Source organism: Halogeometricum borinquense DSM 11551, assembly GCF_000172995.2.
GTDB classification, from domain to species: Archaea; Halobacteriota; Halobacteria; order Halobacteriales; family Haloferacaceae; genus Halogeometricum; species Halogeometricum borinquense.
This window is the reverse complement of sequence record NC_014729.1, coordinates 1106677-1131419: the sequence shown is the minus strand read 5'-3', so window position 1 is coordinate 1131419 and position 24743 is coordinate 1106677. Positions and strand designations below refer to the sequence as shown.

General features: G+C 62.4%; 30 protein-coding genes. 14 read left to right on the top strand and 16 right to left on the bottom strand.

The window, feature by feature from the left end:
- Nucleotides 1-38 precede the first annotated feature (38 nt).
- A complete protein-coding gene (locus HBOR_RS05890) occupies nucleotides 39-218 on the top strand; it encodes an HVO_2753 family zinc finger protein (RefSeq protein ID WP_006054036.1) in 180 nt (59 codons plus the stop codon).
- Between the two features lie 2 nt (nucleotides 219-220).
- Nucleotides 221-487, top strand: a complete 267-nt coding sequence (locus tag HBOR_RS05885; RefSeq protein WP_006054035.1) for an elongation factor 1-beta — start codon at nucleotides 221-223, stop codon at nucleotides 485-487.
- Nucleotides 488-607: 120 nt separating this feature from the next.
- Here the strand turns inward: HBOR_RS05885 and HBOR_RS05880 are convergent, their stop codons facing one another.
- Both HBOR_RS05880 and HBOR_RS05875 read right to left on the bottom strand, forming a co-directional pair.
- Nucleotides 608-889: a hypothetical protein gene (locus HBOR_RS05880; RefSeq protein WP_006054034.1), complete on the bottom strand. Its 282-nt coding sequence runs from the start codon at nucleotides 887-889 to the stop codon at nucleotides 608-610.
- Nucleotides 890-971: 82 nt separating this feature from the next.
- Nucleotides 972-2135 (bottom strand): cystathionine gamma-synthase, encoded by a 1164-nt coding sequence (locus tag HBOR_RS05875; protein WP_006054033.1) that lies wholly within the window; start codon nucleotides 2133-2135, stop codon nucleotides 972-974.
- A 135-nt stretch (nucleotides 2136-2270) separates the two neighbouring features.
- Here HBOR_RS05875 and HBOR_RS05870 point away from each other — a divergent pair, with 135 nt between their 5' ends.
- The 8 genes from HBOR_RS05870 (at nucleotide 2271) to HBOR_RS05835 (ending at nucleotide 8536) form a co-directional block, all read left to right on the top strand.
- Entirely contained in the window at nucleotides 2271-2561 is a 291-nt protein-coding gene (locus tag HBOR_RS05870; RefSeq protein WP_006054032.1) for a 50S ribosomal protein L21e, read from the top strand.
- Between the two features lie 12 nt (nucleotides 2562-2573).
- Nucleotides 2574-2930 carry an RNA polymerase Rpb4 family protein gene (locus HBOR_RS05865; RefSeq protein WP_006054031.1) on the top strand — a complete coding sequence of 119 codons (357 nt, stop codon included), beginning with the start codon at nucleotides 2574-2576 and terminating at the stop codon, nucleotides 2928-2930.
- 122 nt (nucleotides 2931-3052) lie between these two features.
- Entirely contained in the window at nucleotides 3053-3688 is a 636-nt protein-coding gene (locus HBOR_RS05860; RefSeq protein ID WP_006054030.1) for a DUF655 domain-containing protein, read from the top strand.
- Nucleotides 3689-3735: 47 nt separating this feature from the next.
- Nucleotides 3736-4605: a 16S ribosomal RNA methyltransferase A gene (locus tag HBOR_RS05855; protein ID WP_006054029.1), complete on the top strand. Its 870-nt coding sequence runs from the start codon at nucleotides 3736-3738 to the stop codon at nucleotides 4603-4605.
- A 10-nt stretch (nucleotides 4606-4615) separates the two neighbouring features.
- Nucleotides 4616-5791, top strand: a complete 1176-nt coding sequence (locus HBOR_RS05850; protein WP_006054028.1) for a mechanosensitive ion channel family protein — start codon at nucleotides 4616-4618, stop codon at nucleotides 5789-5791.
- Nucleotides 5788-6396, top strand: coding sequence for a HemK2/MTQ2 family protein methyltransferase (locus HBOR_RS05845; RefSeq protein ID WP_006054027.1), 609 nt, complete (start codon nucleotides 5788-5790; stop codon nucleotides 6394-6396). The genes HBOR_RS05850 and HBOR_RS05845 overlap by 4 nt, the downstream gene beginning before the upstream one ends.
- 59 nt (nucleotides 6397-6455) lie before the next feature.
- A complete protein-coding gene (locus HBOR_RS05840; RefSeq protein ID WP_006054026.1) occupies nucleotides 6456-7463 on the top strand; it encodes a methionine synthase ii (cobalamin-independent) in 1008 nt (335 codons plus the stop codon).
- Nucleotides 7463-8536, top strand: coding sequence for a methionine synthase (locus tag HBOR_RS05835; RefSeq protein WP_006054025.1), 1074 nt, complete (start codon nucleotides 7463-7465; stop codon nucleotides 8534-8536). The genes HBOR_RS05840 and HBOR_RS05835 overlap by 1 nt, the downstream gene beginning before the upstream one ends.
- Before the next feature lie 170 nt (nucleotides 8537-8706).
- Here the strand turns inward: HBOR_RS05835 and ndk are convergent, their stop codons facing one another.
- The 4 genes from ndk to rpl7ae are packed head-to-tail and all read right to left on the bottom strand — an operon-like array spanning nucleotide 8707 to nucleotide 9967.
- Nucleotides 8707-9168 (bottom strand): nucleoside-diphosphate kinase, encoded by a 462-nt coding sequence (gene ndk / locus HBOR_RS05830; RefSeq protein WP_006054024.1) that lies wholly within the window; start codon nucleotides 9166-9168, stop codon nucleotides 8707-8709.
- Nucleotides 9165-9371, bottom strand: a complete 207-nt coding sequence (locus HBOR_RS05825) for a 50S ribosomal protein L24e (RefSeq protein ID WP_006054023.1) — start codon at nucleotides 9369-9371, stop codon at nucleotides 9165-9167. Before HBOR_RS05825 ends, ndk begins: the two co-directional genes overlap by 4 nt.
- A gap of 2 nt (nucleotides 9372-9373) precedes the next feature.
- Nucleotides 9374-9598 (bottom strand): 30S ribosomal protein S28e, encoded by a 225-nt coding sequence (locus HBOR_RS05820; protein ID WP_006054022.1) that lies wholly within the window; start codon nucleotides 9596-9598, stop codon nucleotides 9374-9376.
- A gap of 6 nt (nucleotides 9599-9604) precedes the next feature.
- Nucleotides 9605-9967, bottom strand: a complete 363-nt coding sequence (gene rpl7ae, locus HBOR_RS05815) for a 50S ribosomal protein L7Ae (protein ID WP_006054021.1) — start codon at nucleotides 9965-9967, stop codon at nucleotides 9605-9607.
- A 263-nt stretch (nucleotides 9968-10230) separates the two neighbouring features.
- Here rpl7ae and tmcA point away from each other — a divergent pair, with 263 nt between their 5' ends.
- Nucleotides 10231-12495, top strand: a complete 2265-nt coding sequence (gene tmcA, locus HBOR_RS05810; protein ID WP_006054020.1) for a tRNA(Met) cytidine acetyltransferase TmcA — start codon at nucleotides 10231-10233, stop codon at nucleotides 12493-12495.
- Nucleotides 12496-12540: 45 nt separating this feature from the next.
- Complete coding sequence (locus HBOR_RS19925; RefSeq protein WP_006054019.1) at nucleotides 12541-12702, top strand: hypothetical protein; 162 nt, start codon at nucleotides 12541-12543, stop codon at nucleotides 12700-12702.
- A gap of 7 nt (nucleotides 12703-12709) precedes the next feature.
- On the opposite strand, the gene HBOR_RS05805 is transcribed toward HBOR_RS19925, so the two are convergent.
- The 6 genes from HBOR_RS05805 to HBOR_RS05780 all read right to left on the bottom strand — a co-directional run bounded on the left by HBOR_RS05805 (nucleotide 12710) and on the right by HBOR_RS05780 (nucleotide 18612).
- Nucleotides 12710-13447 (bottom strand): GNAT family N-acetyltransferase, encoded by a 738-nt coding sequence (locus HBOR_RS05805; RefSeq protein ID WP_006054018.1) that lies wholly within the window; start codon nucleotides 13445-13447, stop codon nucleotides 12710-12712.
- Between the two features lie 67 nt (nucleotides 13448-13514).
- Complete coding sequence (locus tag HBOR_RS05800; RefSeq protein WP_006054017.1) at nucleotides 13515-13931, bottom strand: hypothetical protein; 417 nt, start codon at nucleotides 13929-13931, stop codon at nucleotides 13515-13517.
- On the bottom strand, nucleotides 13928-15595 hold the full coding sequence (locus tag HBOR_RS05795; RefSeq protein ID WP_006054016.1) for an FAD-dependent monooxygenase: 1668 nt from the start codon (nucleotides 15593-15595) through the stop codon (nucleotides 13928-13930). The genes HBOR_RS05800 and HBOR_RS05795 overlap by 4 nt, the downstream gene beginning before the upstream one ends.
- The gene (locus tag HBOR_RS05790; protein ID WP_006054015.1) at nucleotides 15592-17334 is read right to left on the bottom strand and encodes an electron transfer flavoprotein subunit alpha/FixB family protein; all 1743 of its coding nucleotides are present in this window, start codon (nucleotides 17332-17334) and stop codon (nucleotides 15592-15594) included. The genes HBOR_RS05795 and HBOR_RS05790 overlap by 4 nt, the downstream gene beginning before the upstream one ends.
- Nucleotides 17335-17336: 2 nt before the next feature.
- Entirely contained in the window at nucleotides 17337-18206 is an 870-nt protein-coding gene (locus HBOR_RS05785) for an electron transfer flavoprotein subunit beta/FixA family protein (protein ID WP_006054014.1), read from the bottom strand.
- Nucleotides 18207-18282: 76 nt separating this feature from the next.
- Nucleotides 18283-18612 (bottom strand): 4Fe-4S dicluster domain-containing protein, encoded by a 330-nt coding sequence (locus HBOR_RS05780; RefSeq protein WP_006054013.1) that lies wholly within the window; start codon nucleotides 18610-18612, stop codon nucleotides 18283-18285.
- A gap of 85 nt (nucleotides 18613-18697) precedes the next feature.
- On the opposite strand from HBOR_RS05780, the gene HBOR_RS05775 reads away from it, so the two are divergent.
- Both HBOR_RS05775 and HBOR_RS19920 read left to right on the top strand, forming a co-directional pair.
- Entirely contained in the window at nucleotides 18698-19177 is a 480-nt protein-coding gene (locus tag HBOR_RS05775; protein ID WP_006054012.1) for a DUF456 domain-containing protein, read from the top strand.
- A gap of 48 nt (nucleotides 19178-19225) precedes the next feature.
- A complete protein-coding gene (locus HBOR_RS19920) occupies nucleotides 19226-19393 on the top strand; it encodes a hypothetical protein (protein ID WP_006054011.1) in 168 nt (55 codons plus the stop codon).
- A 9-nt stretch (nucleotides 19394-19402) separates the two neighbouring features.
- Here the strand turns inward: HBOR_RS19920 and HBOR_RS05770 are convergent, their stop codons facing one another.
- From HBOR_RS05770 to HBOR_RS05755, 4 genes are all read right to left on the bottom strand, one after another.
- The gene (locus tag HBOR_RS05770) at nucleotides 19403-20059 is read right to left on the bottom strand and encodes a cyclase family protein (RefSeq protein ID WP_006054010.1); all 657 of its coding nucleotides are present in this window, start codon (nucleotides 20057-20059) and stop codon (nucleotides 19403-19405) included.
- Nucleotides 20060-20066: 7 nt separating this feature from the next.
- Nucleotides 20067-21800, bottom strand: a complete 1734-nt coding sequence (locus tag HBOR_RS05765) for a glutamate--tRNA ligase (protein WP_006054009.1) — start codon at nucleotides 21798-21800, stop codon at nucleotides 20067-20069.
- Between the two features lie 218 nt (nucleotides 21801-22018).
- Nucleotides 22019-23065: a geranylfarnesyl diphosphate synthase gene (gene idsA3 / locus HBOR_RS05760; RefSeq protein WP_006054008.1), complete on the bottom strand. Its 1047-nt coding sequence runs from the start codon at nucleotides 23063-23065 to the stop codon at nucleotides 22019-22021.
- A 1-nt stretch (nucleotide 23066) separates the two neighbouring features.
- Entirely contained in the window at nucleotides 23067-24419 is a 1353-nt protein-coding gene (locus HBOR_RS05755) for a ribonuclease J (RefSeq protein ID WP_006054007.1), read from the bottom strand.
- Nucleotides 24420-24743: the final 324 nt, after the last annotated feature.

Genomic DNA, 24743 nt, shown 5'->3' with positions numbered 1-24743 from the left:
AGACAACCGTTAAAAGTCGCGGATGGGTTGGTAGCCGTATGAGCCAGTCCGACCAGCGACACGCGAGACAGTGCGTGTCCTGCGGGATCAACATCTCCGGCATGAGCGCGGCGACGTTCGACTGCCCGGAGTGCGACACCGAGATTTCGCGCTGTGCGAAGTGTCGAAAGCAGAGCAACCTCTATGAGTGTCCCGACTGCGGCTTCATGGGTCCGTAAATATGGGAAAAGTAGCTTCCAAAATGAAGGTCATGCCGAACAGCCCCGAAATCGACCTCGACGAGCTTCAGGAGCGTCTCGAAGACTCGCTTCCCGAAGGCGCGAAGATCAACGGCTTCGAGCGTGACGATGTCGCATTCGGCCTCGTCGCCCTCCTGCCGACGGTCATCGTCCCCGACGACGCGGGCGGCACGGAAGCCGTCGAAGAGGCGTTCTCGGACGTAGACGGCGTCGAAAGCGTCTCCGTCGAAAACGTCGGCCGCATCTAAGTCGGCTCGAACGACTTTTCTCGTTCAGTAACACTGCAAGCAGTTGCAGTCGTTGCTGTATGCTACAGATCTGGAGCGGCGCTTCTACGGAGAGATATCGGTGTTCTCGGGGTGATTCGGCTACTCGCTACGTTCAGCGAAGAGGACGCCGACGACCGGAGAGAGGATGAATCCAATCCCGACTGCGACCAGCAGCGTGAAAACTGAACTGGTACCGAGTATCCACATGAGGGCGACCCCGATGACGGCACCGAGGAGGATACCGGCAGCAGTACCGACCCCGAACCGCTCCGCGAGGTGACTCGACGCGCCGGCCGGAGGCTCCTCGGACGACGACTCGTACTCCACCACCGTCTGCTCGCCGGAACGGTTGCTGCTCTCAACAGCAAGTTCTTGTGCCATATGTCGTCGTACTCTCGCCAGTGTGTTATGTTTACCGCGTTTTCAGATAAAAGACGATGATCAATAGTCGAAAGCGGCGGCGCTAGAATGCGGCGTCGAACGCGGCGTCGAGATCCGCCTTCATATCGTCCACGTGTTCGATTCCAACTGAGACGCGGACGAGGCCGTCGGTGAGGCCCGCTTCGAGTCGTTCCTCGCGTGGGATGGCTGCGTGCGTCATCGCTGCGGGCTGTTCGATGAGGCTCTCGACGCCGCCGAGACTCTCTGCAAGCGTGAACACGTCCGTCTCCTCGACGACGGTGGAGGCCTGTTCAAGCGTCCCGTCAACCTCGAACGAGAGCATTCCACCGAAGTCGTCCATCTGTTCGGCTGCGAGTTCGTGTTGCGGGTGCGACTCCAGACCGGGGTAGTACACGTCGGAGACGGCGTCGTGGTCATCCAGCCAGCGAGCGAGTTCGCTTGCGTTCTCGCAGTGGCGGTCCATCCGGACGCCAAGCGTTTTCGTTCCGCGGAGGACGAGGAAACAGTCGAACGGCGACGGCGTCGCGCCGACGGAGTTCTGGTAGAATCCGATCTCTTCGTCCAGTTCCTCGTCGTCGGTGATGAGCGCGCCCGCGACAACGTCAGAGTGGCCACCGAGGTACTTCGTCAGCGAATGCGAGACGATATCCGCACCGTGTTCGAGCGGTCGCTGGAGGTACGGCGTGGCGAACGTGTTGTCAACGGCGCAGAGCGCGTCGTACTCGTGTGCGAGGTCCGCGAGTGCCGAGATGTCGTTGACACGCATCAGCGGATTTGTCGGCGTCTCAGCCCACAACAGCGCCGTCTCTTCGCGCATCGCATCGGCCACGGCATCGTGGTCGGTGGTGTCTACGAAGTCGAAAGAGAGGTCGTACTTGTCGTACACCTGCGTGAAGATACGGTGTGTACCGCCGTACACGTCGTCACCGGTTACGACGTGGTCGCCCGCTTCAAGCAGATTGAGAACTGTGTTAATTCCCCCCATTCCCGAGGAGAACGCGCGACCGAACTCCCCGCCTTCGAGGGCGGCGAGGTTGTCTTCGAGGTCCGACCGCGTCGGGTTCCCCGTCCGCGAGTACTCGTAGCCGCGGTGGTCGCCCGGTCCATCTTGCACGTACGTCGAGTTGGCGTAGATAGGCGTCATCAGGGCACCCGTCTCCTCGTCAGGGTCTTGTCCGGCGTGAATCGCGCGCGTCTCGATTCGATGAGTACTGTCGTCGTCCATACGGGAGTCGTCTCGGGGGACGGGCCTGACTCTTGCCCTTCTGGGTGACGATGCACCAGTCGCGCCACGGTCCCGCACGCGCGAGACAGGAACGTGCGTTTTATAACTGCGTCACCAGTATTCTGCCTCACGACTATGCCGAGTTCCAACGGTCCGCTTCACGGGACGCGAGGAAAGCTGTCGAACAAACCCCGCGAGCGTGGCACCTCCCCGCCGCAGCGAGCGATTCAGGAGTACGACGAGGGCCAGAAGGTCCACCTGAAAATCGACCCCAGCGTTCGTAAGGGTCGTTTCCACCCGCGCTTCAACGGTCACACCGGCGAAGTGATCGGTAAACAGGGCCGTGCGTTCAAGGTCCAGATCAACGACGGTGGCAAGGACAAGACGCTCATCGTCCGACCCGCTCACCTGCGCGCTCAGCAGTAACTCTCTCCGCCGATGACCATCTTCAAAGAGAAGGTACACGAGGAGTATCTCACCACGAGTGAGGTCAAAGAGCTCCTCGAAGACGTCGAGGCCGAACGCGCCGCGGACGAAGAGCGTGAACTCCGCTACGAACTCGCTCGCGCTATCGAACACGTGAACCGTTTCGCCTTCCTCGACCCCGAGGAGTCGGTCGAACTCGTCGAAGACCTCCTCGAACTAGAGAAGGTGGACGAGGTGACTGCGTTCAAAATCGCGGACCTGCTCCCGCAGAGTCGGGACGAACTCCGCGCCGTCTACGCCCAAGAGCGATATGCGCTTGACGGCGACGAACTCGACGAGATTCTGAACGTCGTGGCGAAGTACGCCTAATACAGCGGTTCTCCCGTTTTCCGATGATCGCTGTCCCGGTGAGCGCGCTCTCCGGGACGAAATGACAACCGCTCGTCTGAGACGGCCAACTTTTTAAATACGCCGTCGGCGTATCCATTGACATGACAAGCGCTGAGAGCGGAGACGCCGACCCCGACACGTCGGTCGATGAGACCGAGAACGGCGCCGACGCGACGACCGAGGACGCGGAGTTCGCTGTCGTCCTCGACCACCTCCCCCACGGACAGCCGGATGACGACCGGCCACGGTACAAGAAGTCACCGCTTGCGTACGCCCTGGGCGAGCGGGACTTCCGTCTCTTCGAGCTGCGGCTCGGTGACGAATCGGACATCTCTATCGGTGACCGAGTGGTTGTCTTCCCATCCGAGGAACGCGATGCCGTCGAGGAACTCCGTGAAGTGGAGTACGACGACCTGTCTAATACCGCTCTCTCGGAGTTAGAGTACGTCGTCGAGGACATTGTCGAAGAGAACGAACGCCGCTTCGTGGACTTCTACAACGACGCACAGCCCATTACGCTCCGTTTGCACCAGCTGAACCTCTTGCCGGGCATCGGGAAGAAACTGCGGAATAACATTCTCGACGAACGCAAACGCGGCCCTTACGAGAGCTTCGAGGACCTCGAAGACCGCGTGTCGGGTCTGCACCATCCCCGTGACGTGTTGGTCGAACGGATCATGGAAGAGCTCCGCGACGACGATCTGAAGTACAAGACATTCGTCGGCCGCGACACCTGAGTGGTGAAGCCGAGACGTTTACACCGGCTCGGACGAAACCACACTCGATGACCGAGCCGGAGCCAGACAGGACAGAGACCGCAGCGCACCCGCCACGCGACCCAGACCGACTCATCCGACGGGCGGGCCTGCGCGGCGATCCCGACCAAGACCAACATTTTCTCGTCGACGACCGCGTCCTCGACCGTATCCCCAGCTATCTCCCGGAGGATACTGATACCTCGCACGTCCTCGAAGTCGGCGGTGGGACGGGGGCGCTGACCGACCGTCTGCTCCGCGTCGCAGACCGTGTGACGGTGGTCGAACGCGACACGCGCCTTGCAGAGTTTCTCCGCGAGGAGTTCGCTGACGCTATCGAGGCGGACCGACTGACAATTCTGGAGGGAGACGCCCTCGAAATCGACCTCCCCGAGTTCACCGCCTGCGTCTCGAATCTTCCGTACGGCATCTCGTCTGAGATTACCTTCCGGCTGCTTCCGCGCGGCGTCCCGCTCGTCTTGATGTTCCAAAAGGAGTTCGGCGAGCGAATGGCCGCCGAGACAGGTACCGACGAGTACGGCCGTCTCTCGGTGAGCGCACAGCACTACGGCGACGTGGAAGTCGTCGAGACGGTTCCGAAGGAGGCGTTCGACCCCGCGCCCGCAGTCGAGAGCGTTGTCGTCCGCGTGACGCCGCGTGCGCCGGACTACGAAGTGGACGACGAGGCGTTCTTCCTTGATTTCGTCAAGGCGTTGTTCACACAACGTCGCAAGACCATCCGCAACGGTATCCGAAATACTGCACACATCTCCGGACTCGAAGACCCCGAGGCCGTCGTCGAGGCCGCAGACGAGGACGTGCTGCGGAAGCGAGCGGGGAACATGTCTCCGGAAGCGTTCGCCGCTTTGACGGCCCTCGCGGACGAACACGGGCGATAAACTGATCAGCATGGCTCTCACGCCGATACTGCTCCAGGGCGGTGTATCCGCCCTCAGTGAACTCGCGGAGGCCGTCCCGTCGTTCACCGGACGCGCCCTCGTCACCGGTGCAGTCATCTTCTTCGTCACTGCACTGCTCGCAAAGAGCGACGAACTCCACGACTACGACTTACCGGGCATCCCAAGCGCGTTGTGGAGCCTACTCGTGTCGCTCACGACGATGACGCTTGCGACAGCCGCTGCGGCCGTCATCGTCGGTGTCTGGGGACAAGCAGAGGCAGTGGCGTCGGTGTTCGAGGGCTACGACTTGGGCTACGATTCGTTCGTCAAACTCGGGCTTTCTGTCCTTCTCGTCGTCGGCGCGTACACGATGACGGGTCTCGTCCGGCGCCTCGTTGATGAGGTGACGGCCGCCCGCCCGGCAGTGAGCCAGCACCAACGCGAAATCGCGTTCCGCATCGCACAGGTGTTCCTCTATGCGTTCACCATCGCCATCGTCTTGGCTATCTGGGAGGTGAATCTCAGCGGCATCCTCGTCGGTGCGGGATTCCTCGGTATCGTCGTCGGGATGGCCGCCAGACAGACGCTCGGCGCGCTGCTGGCAGGATTCGTCCTCATGTTCTCTCGCCCGTTCGAGATCGGTGACTGGATCGAAGTCGGCGACCACGAGGGTATCGTCACCGACATCACCATCGTCAACACGCGCATTCAGACGTTCGACGGCGAGTACGTGATGGTCCCGAACGACGTCGTCTCCTCCGAAAGCCTCATCAATCGGAGTCGAAAGGGGAGACTCCGCATCGAAGTCGAGGTCGGCGTCGATTACGATGCAGATCCCGAACGCGCCGCGGAACTCGCGCTGGAGGCCGTCGAGGAATTGGACGACCCGCTCAACGTTCCGACGCCGCAGGTCGTCCTCAAGCAGTTCGCCGACTCCGCGATCATCCTCGGCATTCGCGTTTGGATCGACCGACCGAGCGCGCGCCGCAAGTGGCGGACGCAGACGGCGGTCATTGCCGCGGTGAAAGACGCCTTCGAATCCGCAGACATCAAGATTCCCTTCCCGCAACGCGAACTCATGGCTCGACAGGAGGCGGACGGCTTCGTCGTTGCGGGAGACGAGCGTGAGAGTGAGCATCGCCGGCAGACCGAACCAACCCCCGACGGCGGGAGTGACGACGCGTGACTGGCCGTGACTTGGCCGAACGGCGCGGGATGGAGACGAACGTCTACCAACCCGCAGAAGACTCTGCACTCCTCGCAGAGGCCGTTGTAGACCACGCGCGTGGTCGGTTCCTCGAAGTCGGAACTGGGTCGGGATGGGTCGCAGAACAAGCCGCGCGGAAGGCAGACGTAGACTGCGTCGTCGCAAGCGACGTGAATCCGCACGCCTGCGAGAGTGCCCGTAAACGAGGTGAGAAACTCCGTGCGGAAGGCCATCTCGGCATCGAAGCGGTGCGCGCGAACCTCGTAAACCCATTCCGCGACGGTTCGTTCGACACGGTCGCGTTCAACCCACCGTATCTGCCGACGGACCCGGACAACGAGTGGGACGACTGGATGGAACACGCCCTCTCGGGCGGTGAGAGCGGACGGAAGTTCCTCAACCCGTTCGTAGACGAAGTGGGTCGCATCCTCACCGACGGCGGGCGCGTCCTCCTCCTTGTCAGTTCTCTAACCGGGTTTGACGAAGTCACGGAACGCGTCGAATCCCGCGGTTTCGACTACGAAACGGTCGTTCAGGAGTCGTACCCGTTCGAGACACTGTCGGTACTCCAACTCACGAAATAACTCAGAAGAATATACGGCATACGCAAATATTAAGCACCGGCATTTCGTAGCCGGGAGTGATGACCGAACTGGTAGCGACCTCGCCCGGATTGTTCCCCCTCCCGGACTGGGCGAAGTCGGACCTCTCAGACCTCAAAGGGCACCAGAAAGACGACCTTATCTCCGGCGACGAGACGGATGATATCGTCGCCGTCTACGAAGACGCGCGCGAGGAAGTCGTCGCCGACCAACTCGACGCTGGCCTCGACCGAGTTGTCGAAGGCCAACTCCGTTGGGACGACATGCTCGCGCACCCGCTGACCATTCACGACAACGTCGAGACGGGTGGAATCGTCCGATACTACGACAACAACAACTTCTACCGCGACCCGCAGGTCGTCGGCGACCTGTCGTTCTCCGGCGACGTGGCCGCGGAGTTGGAAGCGGCGTCGGAGTTTGCGGGCGAAACGCCTCTACAGGCCGTTCTCCCCGGCCCGTACTCGCTTGCGGAACTCGCTACGGACGAGTATTACGGCGACGAGGCGGACTTCCTCGCGGCCATTGGAGACTTCCTCGGCGGCGAAGTCGAGGCGTTCCCCGACCACGAGACGCTGTTCCTCTTGGACCCCTCGCTGGCGACCGACGCGCCCGACGACGATATCGCCGAGCGCGTTCCCGAAGCCATCGACGCTGTCGCAGGCGCGACGGACGCCGACGTGGTCGTCCACACCTACTGGGATGCGATAGACGAGAAGACGTACGCGCACCTGATGGACGCCGACATCGAGGCTATCGGCTTCGACTTCGTGGCCGGCGATAGAGAAACGACGCTGTACAACATCAACGAATACGGCGCGAAAGACGACGTGGCGCTCGGCCTCGCTGACGGGCAAAACACGCTCGTCGAGGATCCCGAGACCATCCGCGAACGCGTCGAATGGGTCAACGACCAGATTCACGCAAGCGAGTTCGACACCGCCTACGTCACGACGAACACCGAACCGTTCTACCTTCCCGTGAACAAACATCAAGAGAAACTCGCCGCCCTTGCGGCGGCCGCCGACCTCGAATCGGAGGTGGAAGCATAATGTCCCGCGACGCATCCAACCGCGAACAGTTCCGCCCGCACGGACACGAGTCCGAACACTTCCTTCTGACCACGGTGGTCGGAAGCTATCCCAAACCGAAGTGGCTGAACCGCTCGAAAGAACTCGCCGAAGACGACGAGTCGAAATTTGACGACGAGGACTTAGAAGAGGCGTACGACGACGCCGCGCGCGTCATCACGCACGAACACGAGAACGCCGGACTCGACACCGTCGTGGACGGCGAGATGCGCCGCGAGGAGATGGTCGAGTACTTCGCCCACCGCATCCCCGGCTACGAGTTCAACGGCCCGGTGAAAGTGTGGGGTCACAACTACTTCGACAAACCGTCCGTCGCAAGCGAAGTCGAGTACGACGAGCCGTGGCTGGTCGATGAGTTCGAGTTTACCTCGAACGTCGCAGAGAAACCGGTCAAAGTCCCCATCACGGGCCCGTACACGCTCGCGCGGTGGTCGTTTAACGAGGCCTACGACACTGAAGCGGATCTGGCGTACGACCTCGCTGACCTCGTGAACGAAGAAGTCGAGAAACTGGTCGAGGCTGGCGCGCGCTACGTCCAGATCGACGAACCGGCGCTGGCGACGACGCCGGACGACCACGCTATCGTCGGCGAGTGTCTCGAACGCATCGTTGACGGGATTCCCGAGGAAGTGCGTATCGGTCTGCACGTCTGCTACGGCGACTACTCGCGCATCTACCCCGAGATAAACGACTACCCCATCGACGAGTTCGACGTGGAACTCTGTAACGGCGGCTACGAGCAGATCGACGTGTTCACCGACCCCGAGTTCGAACCGGACCTCGCACTCGGCGTCGTGGATGTTCACACCGCCGAAGTCGAATCCGTCGAGGAGATCAAAGAGAACATCTTGGAGGGCCTGAAAGTCGTTCCGCCGGAGAAACTCACCGTCTCGCCCGACTGCGGCGTGAAGCTCCTCCCGCGCGAAGTGGCCTACCAGAAGATGGAGAACATGGTCACGGCCGCCCGCGAGGTCGAGGCCGAACTCGACGCGGGCGACATCGACCTCGACGTTCCCACCCCGCAGGCCGACTGAACGCGCGACTTACGGGGGTTGTCTTTGTTGTGGCGACGTTTGGTTTCGACGAAGGCCGTACTCGTATCCACAAATTGTGTAGCGATCCCGCTCACAGAAACACGAGCGTGGAGACAGTCGGGATCGCTGTTGCTCTTCTCGGAGTAGAAAACGAAAAACGGCCCGAGTGATTACTCGTAGAGCCAGGTTTCGTCGATGCGCTCGTAGTCAACCAGTTCGTCTTCGTCGAAGAACAGGCTGATCTCGCGCTCGTTTGCGCCCTCGTCCTCGTGGTCCGAACCGTGGATGACGTTTCGGCCAAGGTCGAGTCCGTAGTCACCGCGGATGGTTCCGGGGGCGGACTCTGCGGGGTCGGTCTCGCCCATCATGCGGCGGACCTGACGCGTCGCGTCCTGTCCTTCCCAGACCATCGCAAAGACGGGCCCGGACGTGATGAAGTCAACGAGACCGTCGAAGAACGGCTTGTCTTTGTGCTCGCCGTAATGTTCGTGGGCGAGCTCCTCGTCGATCTGCATGAACTTGCCGGCGACCATCTTGAGACCGCGGTCCTCGAAGCGAGAGACAATCTCGCCGATGAGGCCGCGCTGGACGCCGTCGGGCTTGACCATCACGAAGGTGCGTTCGTCGCTCATTCTTCGGACGCCTCCGAAGCTCCGCTTGCGGCCTGCCCTTCGGCCGTCCACTCGAGGTCACGCGCCTCGCGGCCGAGGAAGTAGTTCTTCTCGGCCTTCGAGTCCTTGAAGTGGAGGATGCTTCCGTCGTTCTTGACGTACATCGTGCCCGTACCGGGCTCGATCTCTTCACCCGAGTAATCGCACGTGCGCTTCTCTACCATTGTTACTGACCTCCGATGGAGTCGGCGTCGCGCTGGGTCTCGCGCAGTTGGAGGATGTCGCCCTCACGTACGGGGCCCAGCACGTTCCGCGTGATGATCCGGCCCTGGTTCGAGCCTTCGCGGATGCGGCATTTGACCTGCATGGCCTCGCCATGCATCCCGGTCTTGCCAACGATCTCGATGACCTCTGCGGACGTCGAGTCGCTGGCGGTCTCTTCTGCGCTCATGGTCGATTACTGAAGTTCCTCGACCTTCGCGGCGATGTCTTCGACCTGCTCCTGTGCCTCGCCAGCGTCGACGATGGCGGCAGCAGCGGAGCCGACTTCGAGACCCGCAGCGTGACCGACTTCGTCCTGCGTCTCGATGAAGATGTACGGGATGCCCTTCTCGTCTGCGATTTCGGGGAGGTGCATCACAATCTCCTCGGGGGAGACGTCTTCGGCGACGAGGACGAGCTCGGCGTTGCCGCGCTCGACCGCTTTGGTCGTCTCGTTCGTACCTTTCTTTACCGTGCCTGTGTCTCGTGCGACCTCGAGCGCCTCAAGGGCGTCTTCTGCGAGGTCGGCTGGGACGTCGAATTCTACGTATACTGCCATGTTGTTCACCTATTCCTGCTCGCGGGCTCGACATCCTCGCCGGCGGACCTCTGCTGGTCGCGGTCGTTCCCTCTCGGCGAGGAGCATTCATCAACCCCGGGCAGGCTGTACAGTCTGATAGCTCAGGACCCCATAAAAACGCTTTCAATGCTTTCCTCCCATGCCACGTGCCCGCACGCACGTTCTCGGGACGTTCACGTCGTCGTGGAAGTCCACCGAACACGAGCGGAAAGTACCTTACTTACCCCTGCCCAACGCCGGGTATGAACCTCGCCGCACTCGCGGCCGACCTCCGGACGGCGGCACGAGACACAAATCAGCGGCGACTCCTCGTCCTCGCCGGTGACCGCGACGCCGGTATCGACGCCGCGTTCGATGTCCTCGACGGTGCTGACGTGCCTGACGACGAAGTGGCGTTTGTCACCGCACGCGAGGGGTTCCGCTTCGAACGCGTGCGCCCAAAACACGCCCGGACGCTTCTTGGAACGACCCGAACGGTCGTCGTCTGCGACGCTCACGAGGAGTTCTCACCGAACGTCCTCGGTCGCCTCGCAGGCGTCGTAGATGGTGGCGGCCTGTTCGTCCTTCTTGCGCCGCCCCTTGACGAATGGCCCGAGACGGACGGCTCGTTCGAGGAATCGCTCGCCGTCCCACCAGTTTCAGTCTCCGACGTGGGTGGCCGCTTCCGAACGCGCCTTGTAGAGACGCTCAGGACGCATCCCGGTGTCGCCGTTGTAAACCTTGATACGGATACTGTCGAACGAAATGGCTCCGTGGACGCTCCGCCCGGTCGCGACGACCACACTCCGTCACCGCCACACGGCCATACGTATCCGCGTGCGGCCTACGACGCCTGTCTCACGGCCGACCAATCGCGTACACTCGCCGCCCTCGAACGCCTTCGTAACGCCGGGGAGGCAGTCGTCGTCGAAGCCGACAGAGGACGCGGGAAGTCGAGTGCCGCCGGTCTCGCTGCCGGGAGTCTCGCAGCGGATGGACGGGACGTTCTCGTGACGGCTCCCGCGTACGGAAACGCGCGCGAAGTCTTCGCCCGCGCGATTGAACTCCTTCGTGAGACAGGGACGTTCGGCTCACACGACGAGGAGGCGCACGTCGTCAGCGCAAGAGGCGGTGGCCGCATCCGCTTTACCGACCCGCCGACGGCCGCAACACGTCCCGACGACCCCGACGTGCTTCTCGTGGACGAGGCGGCGGCTGTTCCGGTTCGCCTCCTCGCCGCGTTCGCAGATGCGCCGTCGGCTGGCTTTTTCACCACTGTCCACGGCTACGAGGGCGCGGGTCGAGGGTTCTCCGTCCGATTCCGCGACCGTCTGGCCGAGAGCGACCTGTCGGTGACTGATGTGCAGATGGACGAACCAATCCGCTACGCCCGCAGTGATCCGGTAGAAACGTGGGCGTTCCGTACACTCCTCCTCGATGCCCGGCCGGCCGTATCTCCACTCGTCACAGATGCGGCACCCGAATCGACCGAGTACCGCGCACTCTCCGCAGACGAACTGGCCAGCGACGAACACCTCCTACGCGAGGTATTCGGTCTCCTCGTCCTCGCGCACTACCGGACCGAACCGGACGACTTAGCCCGTCTCTTGGACGCACCGAACCTCGAGTGCCGCGCACTGATGCACGACGGCCACGTCGTCAGCGTCGCTCTCCTCGCACGCGAAGGCGGCCTTGACGCAGAGACACGCCGGTCGATGTACGAAGGGGAGCGGGTTCGCGGAAATATGCTTCCGGACGTGTTCACGAGTCAACTCCGCGATGAGGACGCCGCGGCACCAATCGGCTACCGCGTCATGCGCATCGCCACCCACCACGCCGTCCGGTCGTCCGGACTCGGTTCCCGTCTGCTCTCGGAGATTCACGCGGAGAAGGAAGCGAAAGGGGATGGAAACGCGGACGTGGACTATCTCGGCGTCGGATACGGCGCGACGCCTGAACTACTCTCCTTTTGGGACGACAACGGCTACTCGACCGTCCATTTCTCGACGACGCGTAACGAAACCAGCGGCGAGTACTCCGCGCTGATGCTCAACCCACTTACCGAGGCGGGGCAACGACTCCACGACAGACACGCTGGATGGTTCCTCGACAGGATGCCGGGCGTCCTCTCGGACCCGCTGAGTGACGCCGACCCCGACGTGGTCCGTGCGGCGATTCGCGCTTGCGACGCCTCGCCGCCGGTCGAACTCACGGACCGCGAGTGGCGCGTCGTCGTCGGTGCATCGTTCGGGCCGGGGATGTACACCACCGCGCCCGACGCCTTTCGGACGCTGGCACACCGCGCGCTGAACGACAACGATTCGCCTTGTTCGCCCGAAGCGGAGCGACTACTCGTCAGGAAAGTGTTGCAGGGGAACCCGTGGGCGACTGTCGCTGACGAACTCGACTACCACTCGACGCGAAACGCGATGAAGGCACTCGGAGACGCGTCCGTCTCTCTCGTAGAACGCTACGGCTCGGACGTCGCGGCCGTCGAGACGGAACGGCAGCGGTTCGAGCAGACATAGCTGTCGGGCGATACGCCGAAGTCACTCGGTGCCGTTGCTCGACGCATGAACTCGTGTGCGGAATCGGGATGTGAGGAGAGGGCGGCGGTCCGAATCTACGTACCGTGGGATGCGGACAGAGACGTCTGTGCGGGCCACGCGCGAGTACTCGTCCAGCAGGATGGCGTCGTCGCCGAACCGTTGGACGGGGGCGACGACAACTGGTGATATCCGGTCAGCGAAGCCTGACGGCCATCATCACCTCGTCTACGTACTCGTCATCGATCTTGTAGTGGTCCTCACGGACCGCCTCAGTCTCCCACCCGTGATCTTTGAGGAAACTGATAGCCTCCTCGTTCGTCGCGGGGACGGAGTTGTACAATTTCTCGAAACCGTGTTCCTCCGCCCACTCGACGCCGCGTTCGAGAAGGCGACTCCCGATACCTTTTCCGCGGAACTTCGCCCGCGCTCCGACGGTGAGAACAGCAGTGTGTCGGAGTTTTCCGGTCTCGGGGAGATCGAGATGGACCCACCCGGCGAGTTCGTCTTCGACGGTGGCGACGAACACCATCCGGGACTGTACCTTGTTGTGCCGGAGGATGACCTCCTCGTGATCGATCATGTCGCCGACGGTCTCGGCTTCGATATACGTCCCTTCCTCCGCGACTTCCTTGATCGCGTCCACGAGAGCGTCCAAATCGACCTGTTGGGCGGTTCGGATGGTACACTCGGTTCCGTCTTCCGCCTCAAACATCCGCGCGTCTTCCTCCTCGTAGGCGACCTGCACTTTGTCGCCTACTTTTCGAATGTACCCGTCTCGTCGGAGTACTGTCAGGTGTGCCCCTAACGCGGCCGGTTCGAAGTTGAGCGCTCGCCTGACTTCGTCTTCGCGGACGATACCGTGGCTCTCGATGTAGTCGTAGATGTCTTTGCGGTCTGCGTGGTCGAACGTGAGCGTCTCCGTTACATCCATGACCTGTGTTACCATCTATCAAAAGTTAATCCTTTCCCGCTTTTTCTGACATGTTTATTCGTCGCCCTCACCGTCGCGGCGGTGCGTCGGTGAGTAATCTGGCGACAGCACGGGCGTCGTGCGTTTGGAGGAGTATCTCCGCCGCGGTCCGAACTGTCGCGTCCGGGTCAACAGCGACACCGTAGCACCGAGCGTACAACGACAGCCAGTCGTTCAGCGCTCGGTGCAGCAAGTCGAGTTCCGTCTGTGAGAAGCGGGTGTGTTCGCCACCGGTGTGACCCTCCACGTAGATGCCTGTCACTGGTGCGACACCCCCTCGGACGTACGAGAGCGCACGCTCCTCGGCCGTCGCGTCCGACGGTGCTTCGAACCGCCGTCGTTCGGCCCGCGCGTCGGCCGCCAGCGAGCGGATCTGTTCGTAGTACGCCGAGTGTCTACTGTCTTCGTCCGAACGCTCGGACTCACCGGCCGCGTCGTCAGTCATCCGTCCTCGAACGCCACTCCCTTCCCACCTCTTGGGTGAGTCCAGTCGGTATCAGCGACGATGGCGCACGTCCCACACTCCACGCAAGGTTGCGTGTCGAGGCTCACGACGTGTTCTTGCTCGCCATTGGTCCGAATGAACTCGTCGCGGTAGCATCCGCCGCCGAAGTCCTCGGCGCTCACCGGACAGGCGGTAACGGCCGCCCCGCTCGCTTCGTAAGAGTCATCGCGCAAGACGATGTGGGGATTTCCAACGTCGGTATCGTACGTCAACTCGCCGATGCGTTCTTCCAGACTCGGCGGTTCGACGTGATTCGTCTCGGCGATGTGCGTTCCGAGTTCCTCGGCGATGACCGTCGGAAGCGTCACGTACGGCGTTCGCGTGTCGGGCACGATAGCGGCCAACCGCGGTGATCCGTACAGTCGTTCGAGGCCGCCGCTGAGAGCGCGGATGCCGAGTCGGCCGAGACGCGAACTGAGAACAGAGTCTACGACGTTCGTCACATCGTCGCGCTCGCCGAGTGTCCGCACGAGGTCGTATCCTCGCGGCCGCAGTTTGCTCATCACGCCCTCCTCGCGGAGTTTCTGCGCGTACAGTTTTCCTGCTTGATCGGGCTTGTTGCGGCCTTTCGCCTGTGCGAACGCCTCGGCGGCGAGTGCGCCCGCGGTGACGGCATGGTTCATCCCCTTGATGATCGGTCCCTGTGCCTGCATCTGCCCCGCGGCGTCACCGACGAGGAGCAGACGCTCTGCGTACGGTTTCCGGAGCGCTACTTTCTTCGAGTCAGGGACGAGTTTCGCGGCGTACTCGCGTTCGTGATAGTCGTCATCCAACCACTGCGCCAAGAGTGGATGCGTCAACAGGGCGTCTAAGAGTTCGTGCGGTTCGGCTTGTTCGGCCACGAGGCTATCGAGGTGGAACACCGTCCCGACCGACAACGAATCGCGGTTCGTGTAGAGGAAGCCGCCGCCGCGAACGTCGCTGAACAGGTCACCGGAAAACAGGTGGGCGGCACCCTCGTCTTCTTCCAGCGCGAATCGGTCGTTCACTGTCTCCGGGGGCAGGTCCACGACGGCCTTCACGCCTTGGAACCACTCCTCGGGGTCATCCCAGTCCATCAGGCCCGCATCGCGCGCTAGCTCGGAGTTGACGCCGTCAGCGGCGATTATCACGTCCGCCTCCAGCGGTTCGAGTTCGTCCGTCGTGACGCCGATAATCTCGCCGTGGCCGTCGCGGAGTAATCCGTTCACGTGGACGCCGGTTAACAGACCGCCGCCCGTCTCGCGAGCCATCTCGTGGACTCGGTCTTCTAACCACGAGTCCATCTTCCGGCGGAGAACGGCGTCGGCCCACTCGGTGTCGTGTTCGTGCAGGTCCGTCAGATCCATCGTCTCCACTTTGTCGCCAGCGACGTTGTGGAGGTAGTAGCGCGTCACAGGACGCTCTACGGCTTCCTCGCGGAAGTCCGGGAACAGATCGTCGATGGTTACCGGCGCGGACTGCTCGCCGTAAATAATACCGCCGGAGACGTTCTTCGACCCGGCTTCGACGCCGCGTTCGAGAACCAACGTTTCGATACCGTATCGCGCGAGCGTCGCCGCCGCCGCGGCCCCGCCGGGTCCCGCCCCGACGACGACTGCCTCGTAGTGTTCGTGTTCTGTCATCGTCGCTCACTCCCATCAGACCGCCCATCACCGTCTGTCTCTATGTCGCTGCCTGTCTGTGCGCCGCCGTCCGTCGCTGCCTCTTCGGCGGCGGTGCCGAACTCGAACGAGCCGCTTTTCACCGCCTCGGTCAGTTCGGGAAGCACCTCGAACAGGTCGCCCTCGATGAAGTAATCGGAGAAGTCGCGGATGCGTGCCTCGGGGTCGGTGTTGATGGCGACAACCGTCTCCGACTCGTCCATCCCGACTTTGTGCTGGATTGCGCCGGAGATGCCCGCCGCAACGTACAGTTCCGGCGCGACGACCTGTCCGGTTTCACCGATCTGTCGTTCCTCTTGGGTGTACTGCTCGACGTGCGCATCGAACGAGTACGACCCGGTGACGATGCCACGCGTGACGCCGACATCGGCGTCCTCGAACGCGTCCGCGAGTTCGAGAGCCAACTCCATCCCGCGGGTCGGATCGTCACCGATGCCGCGACCGACGGCAACCACCACGTCGTGTCCCGAGAGGTCTACGCCCTCATCCAGTCTGTCGTGGTCGGTGACGGCGACGCGGAACCATTCGTCGTCCAGTTCGAGTTCGTGGTCTACGATCAGTCCCTCTCGTTCGGGGTCCGGGTCGGGAACCTCGAAACTGCCGGGAATGACGGACGCTCCCTGCGGATGGAACTCACGCCGCGGGTTGTCCAGACAGAGAATGGTCGAGTACTCGAACCCCGAGAAATCGGGACGCTTCATATGTAGGACGCGCTCGAACGTCCGCTTCTCGCCAGCGGCACCGGTCTTCACCGGATTCGAGATGACCTCTTCGTCGATGAACAGACCCGAACAGTCGCTTGCGAGACCCGAGTCCAGTTCCGCCTGCACGAGGGCAGAGAGGTCACGGCCGTTGTTCGTCGCCGGGAAGAGGACGTATCTTGGTTTGTCGTAGTCGCGCCACTCCTCGTCGCGGCCGCCGATGACTTCCCCATCCTCGTGCGTCGCACCGGCACGGGCCATGTCGGAGACGATTTCGGTGTACGGCTTGTGTTGGAAGCGCGCGAGGCGTTCGTCCTCGTGAACGACGACCACGTCAGCACCGAGAGCGATAACGTCGTCTGCGTGCGTCTTCACGTCGTCGCCGACGAGTACTGCGACGACCCGTTCGTCGTCCTCGTCTGGATATTCCGCGTTGTAGTCGTCCATCAGTTGCCGGGCCTTCCCGAGCATTTCCTTGGCGACAGAGACGAGTTCGCCCGCCTGCGTCTCACAGTACACCCACATGTCGCGGTAGGTCCCGCCGCGAAGCGCGCGGACGTGCCGCTTGTCCCGCGTCGGATGCGAGAGGTCCGGGTGCCGTTCTTCCGGCGGCCGGTCGTCTATCTCCGTCTCTTCTTCCTCCTCGCTTCCCTGCACGGCGTCGAGTCGGCGCTGAATGAGGCGACTCACCGAGTCGCGGTCTTCTCCCTCAGATTCCTCTTCGAGGAGTCGTTCGAGTTCCTCTACGTCGTCGATGTTCTGGAGGGCGTTGCCCACCTCTGCGGCCGACATCGTCGAGAGGTCTATCTCTCCAATCTCCTCCTCGCCGTCCTCTTCGAATTTCTCGATGCGACTCTCGATGAGCGCGATTGCGCCCGCGCGATTCTCACCGTCCTTCTCGGCGTCCAGAATCTCGCGGAGTTCGTCGGGGTCGTCTATATCTTTAATCGCTGGGCCGAGTTCGGAGATGTCGTACTTGGTCGGGTCGAAGTCGGTCACGGTCAGTCACCCCCCGCGGCCGCGACATCGCTCGCAAGCGGACGCATCTCGTCTACGACTGATTGCATCGCGTCGGCGTCCTCGGGGTCCACCATCGTCGCCTCCCGTTCAGCCGGGGGCTTCGGAATCGGGTCCACCGAAGAGACGATTGTTGGCGACCCGTCGAGACCGATGTAGTCGGGATCAACGTTGATGTCGGCGTGGTCCCAGACGGTCAGCACGTCTTCGAACTCCGCAGCACGTTCGCGCGCCGTTTCGCGGAGGTCCTTCAACGTGAGTCGGTGTCGAGCGGTTCGATACGACGGGTCGAACTCGGGGTCGGCGACGATGAACGCCGGGAGATCTGTCTCCACCGTCTCCATCTCCGAGATGTCGCCTTCGACCAGTCGCTTCGCGCGGACGCGGCCCGCATCCTCGTCAACGTCGAGCGCGACGACGTGGGTTATCAACGGCATATCGAGACACCAACACGTCTGCGGACCGGTGTGGCCCGTCTCCCCGTCTGCCGTCTTGAACCCCGCAAAGATGAGGTCGGGAACGCCCATCTCCTCAATAGCGGCGCTGAGCGTTATCGCTGTCGCCCACGTATCGGCAGCGGCCATCTCACGGTCAGAGATTAAGAAGAGTTCGTCGGCGTACACTGACTCCATCGCCTCCTGTAGTACGTCCTTGTATCCCGGCGGACCCATGCTCATCACAGCGACATTCCCGCCGTGTTGAACGCGCGTCTGCAACGCCGCCTGCAAAGCGTGTTCGTCGTTTGGGTTCATCACTGTCGGCGTCTTTCCGCGTTCGAGGTGCCCGTCCTCGTCGAACGAGACTTTTCCCTCGCGGAAATCGGGGACGCCCTTCGTCAGCACAAGTGTGTCCATTGTTGACTCACCACTACTATTGGGGAGAGTTGCTGATTCCTTAACAATTGTTGTCGATAGAATGAGCGGACAGCGTTCAGACGCGACCCGCACGGCCGGGGTCTACGTCAATCGCGTCAACCGGACACACGTCTACGCAGAGCATACAGTCGATACACTGGTCCTCGCGGGCGGGTTGAACTTTCACTTCTGACTCGGGATGGCCGGGCGTATCGACCCACGAGAACACGTCTACCGGGCAGTCTTCGAGGCACGCGCCGTCTCCGATGCAGATGTCGAAGTCTACCGCGACGTGTGTCCCGTGGATACCGAGTTTCTCTGGTGGGTCTACCGGTCCCCACACTGTCACGCCGTCTTCTTCATCGACTGGCTTGCAGTTCGTCTCGAAATTCGGATCTATCGGCATGGTGTGTGGTAACATTGCGTGCGCGCTTAAACCTACGGACCGCGCCGGGCACCGGATATATCTATCCGCCGGGAGAAGGTGGCCCATGGACCCCGTTGCCCTCCTCGCAATCGGTCTCGCAGTCGTCGGTGTCATCGGCGTCGTCGTTCCGCTCGTTCCGGGCGCACTCGTCTCCGTCGCGGGCGTGCTTCTCTACTGGTGGTCAACCGGCTACTCCGAACCGTCGCTGCTGGTACTCGCCGCGCTCGTCCTCGTCGGCCTCGTGACCGTCATCATCGACTACTTCGGCGGTGTGATCGCCGCGCGGGCGGGCGGTGCGTCGTCGCTGACGACCGCTGTCGGCGCACTCGTCGGCTTCGTCCTTCTCTTCGTCACCGGCCCTCTCGGATTTCTCCTCGGCCTCGCCGCGACCGTGTTCGCCGTGGAGTTCTATCGGAACGACAATCCCGAGGCGAGCGCACGCATCGCCCTCTACACCACCGTCGGCGTCCTCGCCTCGACGGTGGTGCAGATCCTTCTCACCGGATCGATACTCGTCGTTCTCGTCGGCACCGTCGTCTTCTGACGGAGGAAATGCAGTACAATTCACATGAATGGGACAGAATGCAGCCACATGTCCCGTTCAACCGATGTCCTCCTGTTTGCAATTCTCCTCGTCGTCTTTGCGATCTGGATGGCTACTGCCTTCGACGCCGCCTGGCTCATATCCTCGTTGGTCGCACTGGCCGGACTCTCTATTGGAATCGTGATAATGTCGCGGCCGCTCGACCGAGACCCGTGAGCGCCGCAGTTACACTCGCGCGACGGCCCGCACGGGCGCGCCGTCGGCGTCCACACACAACGGGAGCGCGAGTAACTCGAACCGTTCTGGCACCGCGCCGAGGTTAGTGAGATTTTCGACGATTAGCAGTCCGGCACCAAGGAGTGCGTGGTGGGCTGGGACACCCGACTCGTCGCTGTGGCCGTCCGCGTCGCCGTCGCTCGCTTCGTTCCCGCCCGTTGGATCCGGACTGAGCGCGTCGATGCCGACATGGTATCCGGCGTCAGCGCACCGTTCGGCTGTCTCCGGCGCGAGATACGGATGCTCGGTCATCCGGTCGGTCCCCCATTCGGCTTCCCACCCGGTGCGGAAGACGAGCATCTCCGCATCCGTTTCGGGGACTGCTTCGGAACCGATGGCCTCGTTCGCGCCGACGCCGCGACAGTCTACCAGACGCGCATCGAAGCGGAACCGCTCGGCGTCGAACGAATCGAGCGTCGCGCCGTCGCGTTCGGTGTGCGCCGGGGCGTCGATGTGCGTCCCGGTGTGCGTCCCGAGTTCGAGACGAGAGACGCGGTAGCCGTCCGCTTCCTGCGTCGCATGCGGTGTCACGGCCACGTCGGGATCGCCGGGATACGTCGGCATCCCGGTTTCGACCGGTCGCGTGAGGTCCACCAGTCGGGTCATCGTCCGCTTATTTGTGCGACCAGTAGACGACGGACTCGTCGTCCGCGTCGCGGGCATCGCTGTCGTGGCTATCGACGCGGACGAACCCGATGCGCTCGAACTGCACCACGTCGTCGGTCTCCGTGTCGGCGAAGTCGGGTTCGGCGACACCGGTCACGTCGCCCTCCATCGTCCGCATTCGGACGGCGACGTTGTCCTCGGCGGGTGCCCAGTGAATCACGTCCACGTCGCCGGAGCGAACCGCTTCGATGGTGTCGTCGGTGTGGACGAGGGCGTCGTCCTCGCGGCGGACGCACCCGTATCCTTTCAGCCAGACGCGTTCGCCCGAAGCGGGCACGTCCGCGGATTCGATGCGGACGCCGTCCGTCGCCGGAACGGTCCGGTCGCCGCGGTCCTCGTGGTCGGGGTGAAGCGCCGGATGACCGGCGTCCGGTCCGCCTTCGACGGCGAATCGCTCACCGTCGCGCACGAGGAAGTAGCGGTCTGCCTCGTCGTCCACGATATCGCGGTTGTTCGAGTAAATGGCCGACATCGACAGGTCCACGTCGGAGGTGGAGGTGCCGAGTTCGAGCATCGCATCCACGATGGCCGACCCGCGGATACCGCGGCGTCGGAGGCTCTTGAGGGTTGGTGCGCGCGGGTCGTCCCAGCCGTCGAGTTCGCCGGCCTCGATTTTCTCCTTGAGCGTCGAAGTGGACATCTTCACGTCGTAGGCGTCCACCTGCACGTGGCCCCAGTGGACGACTTCGGGATACTCCCAGCCGAAGTAGTCGTAGAGGAACCCTTGGCGCTTTGCGGAGTCCTGCAAGTCGATGCCGCGGATGATGTGCGTGACGCCCGTCAGGTGGTCGTCAACGCCGGACTGGAAGTCGAGCATCGGCCAGCACCGGTAGTCCGCCGCCTCCTCGCGCGGGTGCGGCGTGTCAACCATCCGGAACGCCACCCAGTCGCGCAGGGCGGGGTTCTTGTGTTCGATGTCGGTCTTGATGCGGAGGACCATCTCGCCGGAGGAGTACTCGCCGTCGATCATCGCCTCGAACTCCTCGCGGGTCGTCTCGGGGTCTTTATCGCGATGCGGACACGGTTCGCCTGCGTTCTTCAACTCCGAGAAGTCCTCACCCGAACACGAACAGGTGTACGCCTTACCCATCTCGATGATCTCTCGGGCGTGGTCGTAGTACGTCTCGACCCGGTCGGAGGCTCTCAGAACCTCGTCCGGTTCGAAGCCGAGGTACTCTACGTCCTCCAAGATGGCATCGTAGGCGTCTAAGTCGGGGCGCTTCGTTTCGGGGTCGGTGTCGTCGAAGCGGACGATGAACGACCCGTCGTAAAGGTCCTTGTACGTCCCGATGACGGCGGGCATCCGCGCGTGGCCGATGTGCCACGGGCCGTTCGGGTTGGGTGCCGCGCGCATTCGCACCTCGTCGTACTCTTCGACGTTCGGCAGGTCCGGTAGAATCTGGTCGTCCGCCTCTGCTTCGGCCTCCATCTCCGCGAGTTCCTCGGGGGCCAACTCCTCCAGTCGGTCGCGCTTTTTCTCGGTCGGAAGGTCGTTCACGCGAGCGACGACGCCGCCCACAACGCCCGGAATCTCGTCACCGTGCGGTCTGAAGTCGGGGTTCTCGCCCATGAGTGGTCCCATGACCGCGCCCACATCGGCGTCGCTCTCGTACTTGACCGCGTTGAGGAGGGCGTGTTTCTCCGCCTCTCGCTCGACGCGCTCTCGTAAGTCGTCGTCCATTACCCTCTGCTTCCGCACGCCGCCTAAAAACAAGCCCGGATTTGGGCACACCGAGTACCGTCCAAAGCCCGACCGGCACTCCAATGCCCGCCGTGTGGGCGCACGGGTAGGGGTACGACAAATATTAGCATGGTCAGTATATATCGCTTTCGCGGATTCACGTTCGAAAAGCGGAGCGCTATCGAGCGTTGCAAACGAACGCCCCGCGAGGGACGCAGTTAGTAGCCGCGACTAATGAGATAGTCCGAAATATCTGCCAAGAGCGACCGCGCGTCGTTGTCCGGAAGGACTTCGAGGTGGCGTTTCGCTCTGTCGGTGAGTTCCTGTGCCTTATCGCGGGCGTAGTCGATGGAACCGACCTTGTTCAGTTCCGCCACAGCGGCGTCGATGTCGTCTTCGGTGACGCCCTCGACAGTATCCGCGGCGACGAGGTCCTCCACGTTAACGCCCTGTTGGCGCGCGTGCAAGGTGATGAGCGTCTCCTTGTTCTCGACGAGGTCCGACCCGCGTTGTTTGCCGAGTTTCTCGGACGGAACAGTCAAGTCGAGTACGTCGTCTTGAATCTGGAACGCACACCCGGAGTCGATACCGTACCGGTAGAGCGCTTCGACTGTCTCGTCGTCGGCACCCATCAGCACCCCGGCTGTCGCGGCTGCCGCACCGTAGAGAACGGCCGTCTTCAGTTCGACCATCTCCAGATACTCGTCGGGCAACACCTCGGTCCGGCGCTCGAACTCCACGTCCAGCGCCTGCCCCTCGCAGATTTTGGTACAGGTGGTTGCCAACAGACGCACTGCTTCGAGTCCGTTCTGCGGGTCCGCACCCGTCTGGGTCATGAACTCGAACGCCTTCGCGTAGAGTGTGTCGCCCGCGAGGATGGCCGTCTCGGTGTCGTACTCTTTGTGGACTGCGGGGACGCCACGACGGAGGTCGTCGTCGTCCATAATGTCGTCGTGGATGAGCGTGAACGACTGGATGACCTCGATGCTCACCGCGGCGGCCATCACATCGATGTCGGCACCGTCCAGCGCTGGGAACGACCGATAGTCCTCCGAGAGCGGTTCGGCGTCCGCGAGTGCCTCTGCGGTAAGCAGCGTTACCGTCGGACGAAGACGTTTCCCGCCAGCCTCCAAGAGGTAGCGCGTCGCCTCGTACAGTCGCTCTGGGTCTGCCATCGGCACGTCCTCGTCCAGCGCGTCGTTGACGAGTTCACGCCGCGCTTTGACCGCGTCCAGCACCCGTTCCTCCGTCGCTTCCGAACTCATCTCACTCCACCAGTTGAATCATGTTGCCGTTACGGGTGACGTGAAGGTCGCGCCCCATGTCGTAACCCTGCGACTCACAGAGGTCCACGTACGGCGAGAAGCCCTTGAGGTTCTGGTGGGCCGGGATGACGTGTTGCGGTTGCAGTGCGTCGAGCATCTGGTAGTGGCCCTCCTCACGAAGGTGGCCGGAGACGTGGATGTCGTCGTAGATACGCGCGCCCTGCATCTTCAGGAGCCGCTCGGACTGGTAACGCTGGCCCTCGTTCGTCGGCTCCGGAATGACTCGCGCCGAGAAGATGACCTTGTCACCGTTCTCGATTTCGTAGGGCGTCTCGCCGCGGCCCATCCGGGTGAGCATCGCACGCGGCTCACCCTGGTGGCCGGTGACGATGGGAAGGAAGTTCTCCTTGCCCTCCTTCATGATGCGCTTGAACGTCCGGTCAACGGACTTACGGTGGCCGTACATGCCCACGTCGTCGGGGAAGTCCACGAAGCCGAGTCGTTCAGCCGTCCCGGAGTACTTCTCCATCGAGCGACCGAGAAGCACTGGCTGACGGCCGATGTCCTTGGCGAACTCGACAATAGAGGACACACGGGAGACGTGCGACGAGAACGTCGTCGCCACGATACCGCCGTCGTAGTCCTCGACCGACCGGATAACGTCTTCGAGGTGCTTGCGCGCGACGGACTCCGAGGGCGTGCGGCCCTTCCGACCGGCGTTCGTACAGTCCTCGATGTACGCGAGAACGCCGTTACCCTCACGGCCGATCTCGCGGAACCGCTTCATGTCGATGGGGTCTTCGAGGACCGGCGAGTGGTCCATCCGCTTGTCGAGACCGTAGACGATGGCTCCCTCCGGCGTGTGGAGAACCGGATTGATCGCGTCGATGATGGAGTGTGTGACGTGGACGAATTCCAGTTCGACGTTTCCGGAGTCGCCGATGGACATCATCTCGCCGGCTTCCATCTTCACGAGGTCGTTGCCGACGTTGAACTTGTTCTCCCCTTCGACCTGCTGTTTGACCAGTTCGATGGTGAACGGGGATGCCACGATGGGTGCATCGTAGCGGTGGGCCAGTTTCGAGATGGCGCCGATGTGGTCGAGGTGACCGTGCGTGGGCACGATGGCCTTCACGTCACCTTCGAGGTCGGACATGACCCGGTCGTCAGGGATCGCGCCCATGTCGATCAGGTCGAGGCTGTGCATCTTTTCGGTCTCCACGTTGTCGTGGATGAGGACCTGACTCAGGTTCAGGCCCATGTCGAAGACAACGACGTCATCGCCCGCGCGAACCGCCGTCATCTGACGACCGACTTCTTCGTAACCGCCTATGGTTGCAATTTCGATTTCCATGGTTTTCCGAGCATTGAAAGCCACAACGTGGCGAAGGTGCTCACTGAAACGCCCCGCGGGTGTCGAACCCGTCCCAAATCGACGAGTTGCGTCACGGGACTGAACGGCCCCGGCATCTTACAGCGCGTCGGTCGTCGGCCCCGCGTGCGATGACACAAGGCCATCGCACTTACCCGCGGGTGTATCGGTAGTTGGGGCTACACACTGGGGTATTAAAAACTACGTGGGTTACTCATCTCAGCTCGAATTGCCGCCAGCGCCCTCACGATCCGTGTGTACGATACTCACGTAATGTTGACTATCGGGAAAGATTGAATATTCGAT

Coding starts and splice junctions, on each gene's coding strand:
- HBOR_RS05860 (WP_006054030.1), top strand. CDS start 3,053: ATGACAAGCGCTGAGAGCGGAGACGCCGACCCCGACACGTCGGTCGAT.
- HBOR_RS05785 (WP_006054014.1), bottom strand. CDS start 18,206: ATGGACACACTTGTGCTGACGAAGGGCGTCCCCGATTTCCGCGAGGGA.
- HBOR_RS05840 (WP_006054026.1), top strand. CDS start 6,456: ATGACCGAACTGGTAGCGACCTCGCCCGGATTGTTCCCCCTCCCGGAC.
- HBOR_RS05855 (WP_006054029.1), top strand. CDS start 3,736: ATGACCGAGCCGGAGCCAGACAGGACAGAGACCGCAGCGCACCCGCCA.
- idsA3 (WP_006054008.1), bottom strand. CDS start 23,065: ATGAGTTCGGAAGCGACGGAGGAACGGGTGCTGGACGCGGTCAAAGCG.
- HBOR_RS05800 (WP_006054017.1), bottom strand. CDS start 13,931: ATGACTGACGACGCGGCCGGTGAGTCCGAGCGTTCGGACGAAGACAGT.
- HBOR_RS05835 (WP_006054025.1), top strand. CDS start 7,463: ATGTCCCGCGACGCATCCAACCGCGAACAGTTCCGCCCGCACGGACAC.
- HBOR_RS05765 (WP_006054009.1), bottom strand. CDS start 21,800: ATGGACGACGACTTACGAGAGCGCGTCGAGCGAGAGGCGGAGAAACAC.
- HBOR_RS05755 (WP_006054007.1), bottom strand. CDS start 24,419: ATGGAAATCGAAATTGCAACCATAGGCGGTTACGAAGAAGTCGGTCGT.
- HBOR_RS05870 (WP_006054032.1), top strand. CDS start 2,271: ATGCCGAGTTCCAACGGTCCGCTTCACGGGACGCGAGGAAAGCTGTCG.
- HBOR_RS05865 (WP_006054031.1), top strand. CDS start 2,574: ATGACCATCTTCAAAGAGAAGGTACACGAGGAGTATCTCACCACGAGT.
- HBOR_RS05770 (WP_006054010.1), bottom strand. CDS start 20,059: ATGACCCGACTGGTGGACCTCACGCGACCGGTCGAAACCGGGATGCCG.
- HBOR_RS05825 (WP_006054023.1), bottom strand. CDS start 9,371: ATGGTAGAGAAGCGCACGTGCGATTACTCGGGTGAAGAGATCGAGCCC.
- HBOR_RS05890 (WP_006054036.1), top strand. CDS start 39: ATGAGCCAGTCCGACCAGCGACACGCGAGACAGTGCGTGTCCTGCGGG.
- HBOR_RS05805 (WP_006054018.1), bottom strand. CDS start 13,447: ATGGATGTAACGGAGACGCTCACGTTCGACCACGCAGACCGCAAAGAC.
- HBOR_RS19925 (WP_006054019.1), top strand. CDS start 12,541: ATGAACTCGTGTGCGGAATCGGGATGTGAGGAGAGGGCGGCGGTCCGA.
- tmcA (WP_006054020.1), top strand. CDS start 10,231: ATGAACCTCGCCGCACTCGCGGCCGACCTCCGGACGGCGGCACGAGAC.
- HBOR_RS05875 (WP_006054033.1), bottom strand. CDS start 2,135: ATGGACGACGACAGTACTCATCGAATCGAGACGCGCGCGATTCACGCC.
- HBOR_RS05795 (WP_006054016.1), bottom strand. CDS start 15,595: ATGACAGAACACGAACACTACGAGGCAGTCGTCGTCGGGGCGGGACCC.
- HBOR_RS05885 (WP_006054035.1), top strand. CDS start 221: ATGGGAAAAGTAGCTTCCAAAATGAAGGTCATGCCGAACAGCCCCGAA.
- HBOR_RS05880 (WP_006054034.1), bottom strand. CDS start 889: ATGGCACAAGAACTTGCTGTTGAGAGCAGCAACCGTTCCGGCGAGCAG.
- rpl7ae (WP_006054021.1), bottom strand. CDS start 9,967: ATGGCAGTATACGTAGAATTCGACGTCCCAGCCGACCTCGCAGAAGAC.
- HBOR_RS19920 (WP_006054011.1), top strand. CDS start 19,226: ATGTCCCGTTCAACCGATGTCCTCCTGTTTGCAATTCTCCTCGTCGTC.
- HBOR_RS05780 (WP_006054013.1), bottom strand. CDS start 18,612: ATGCCGATAGATCCGAATTTCGAGACGAACTGCAAGCCAGTCGATGAA.
- HBOR_RS05850 (WP_006054028.1), top strand. CDS start 4,616: ATGGCTCTCACGCCGATACTGCTCCAGGGCGGTGTATCCGCCCTCAGT.
- HBOR_RS05775 (WP_006054012.1), top strand. CDS start 18,698: ATGGACCCCGTTGCCCTCCTCGCAATCGGTCTCGCAGTCGTCGGTGTC.
- HBOR_RS05820 (WP_006054022.1), bottom strand. CDS start 9,598: ATGAGCGCAGAAGAGACCGCCAGCGACTCGACGTCCGCAGAGGTCATC.
- ndk (WP_006054024.1), bottom strand. CDS start 9,168: ATGAGCGACGAACGCACCTTCGTGATGGTCAAGCCCGACGGCGTCCAG.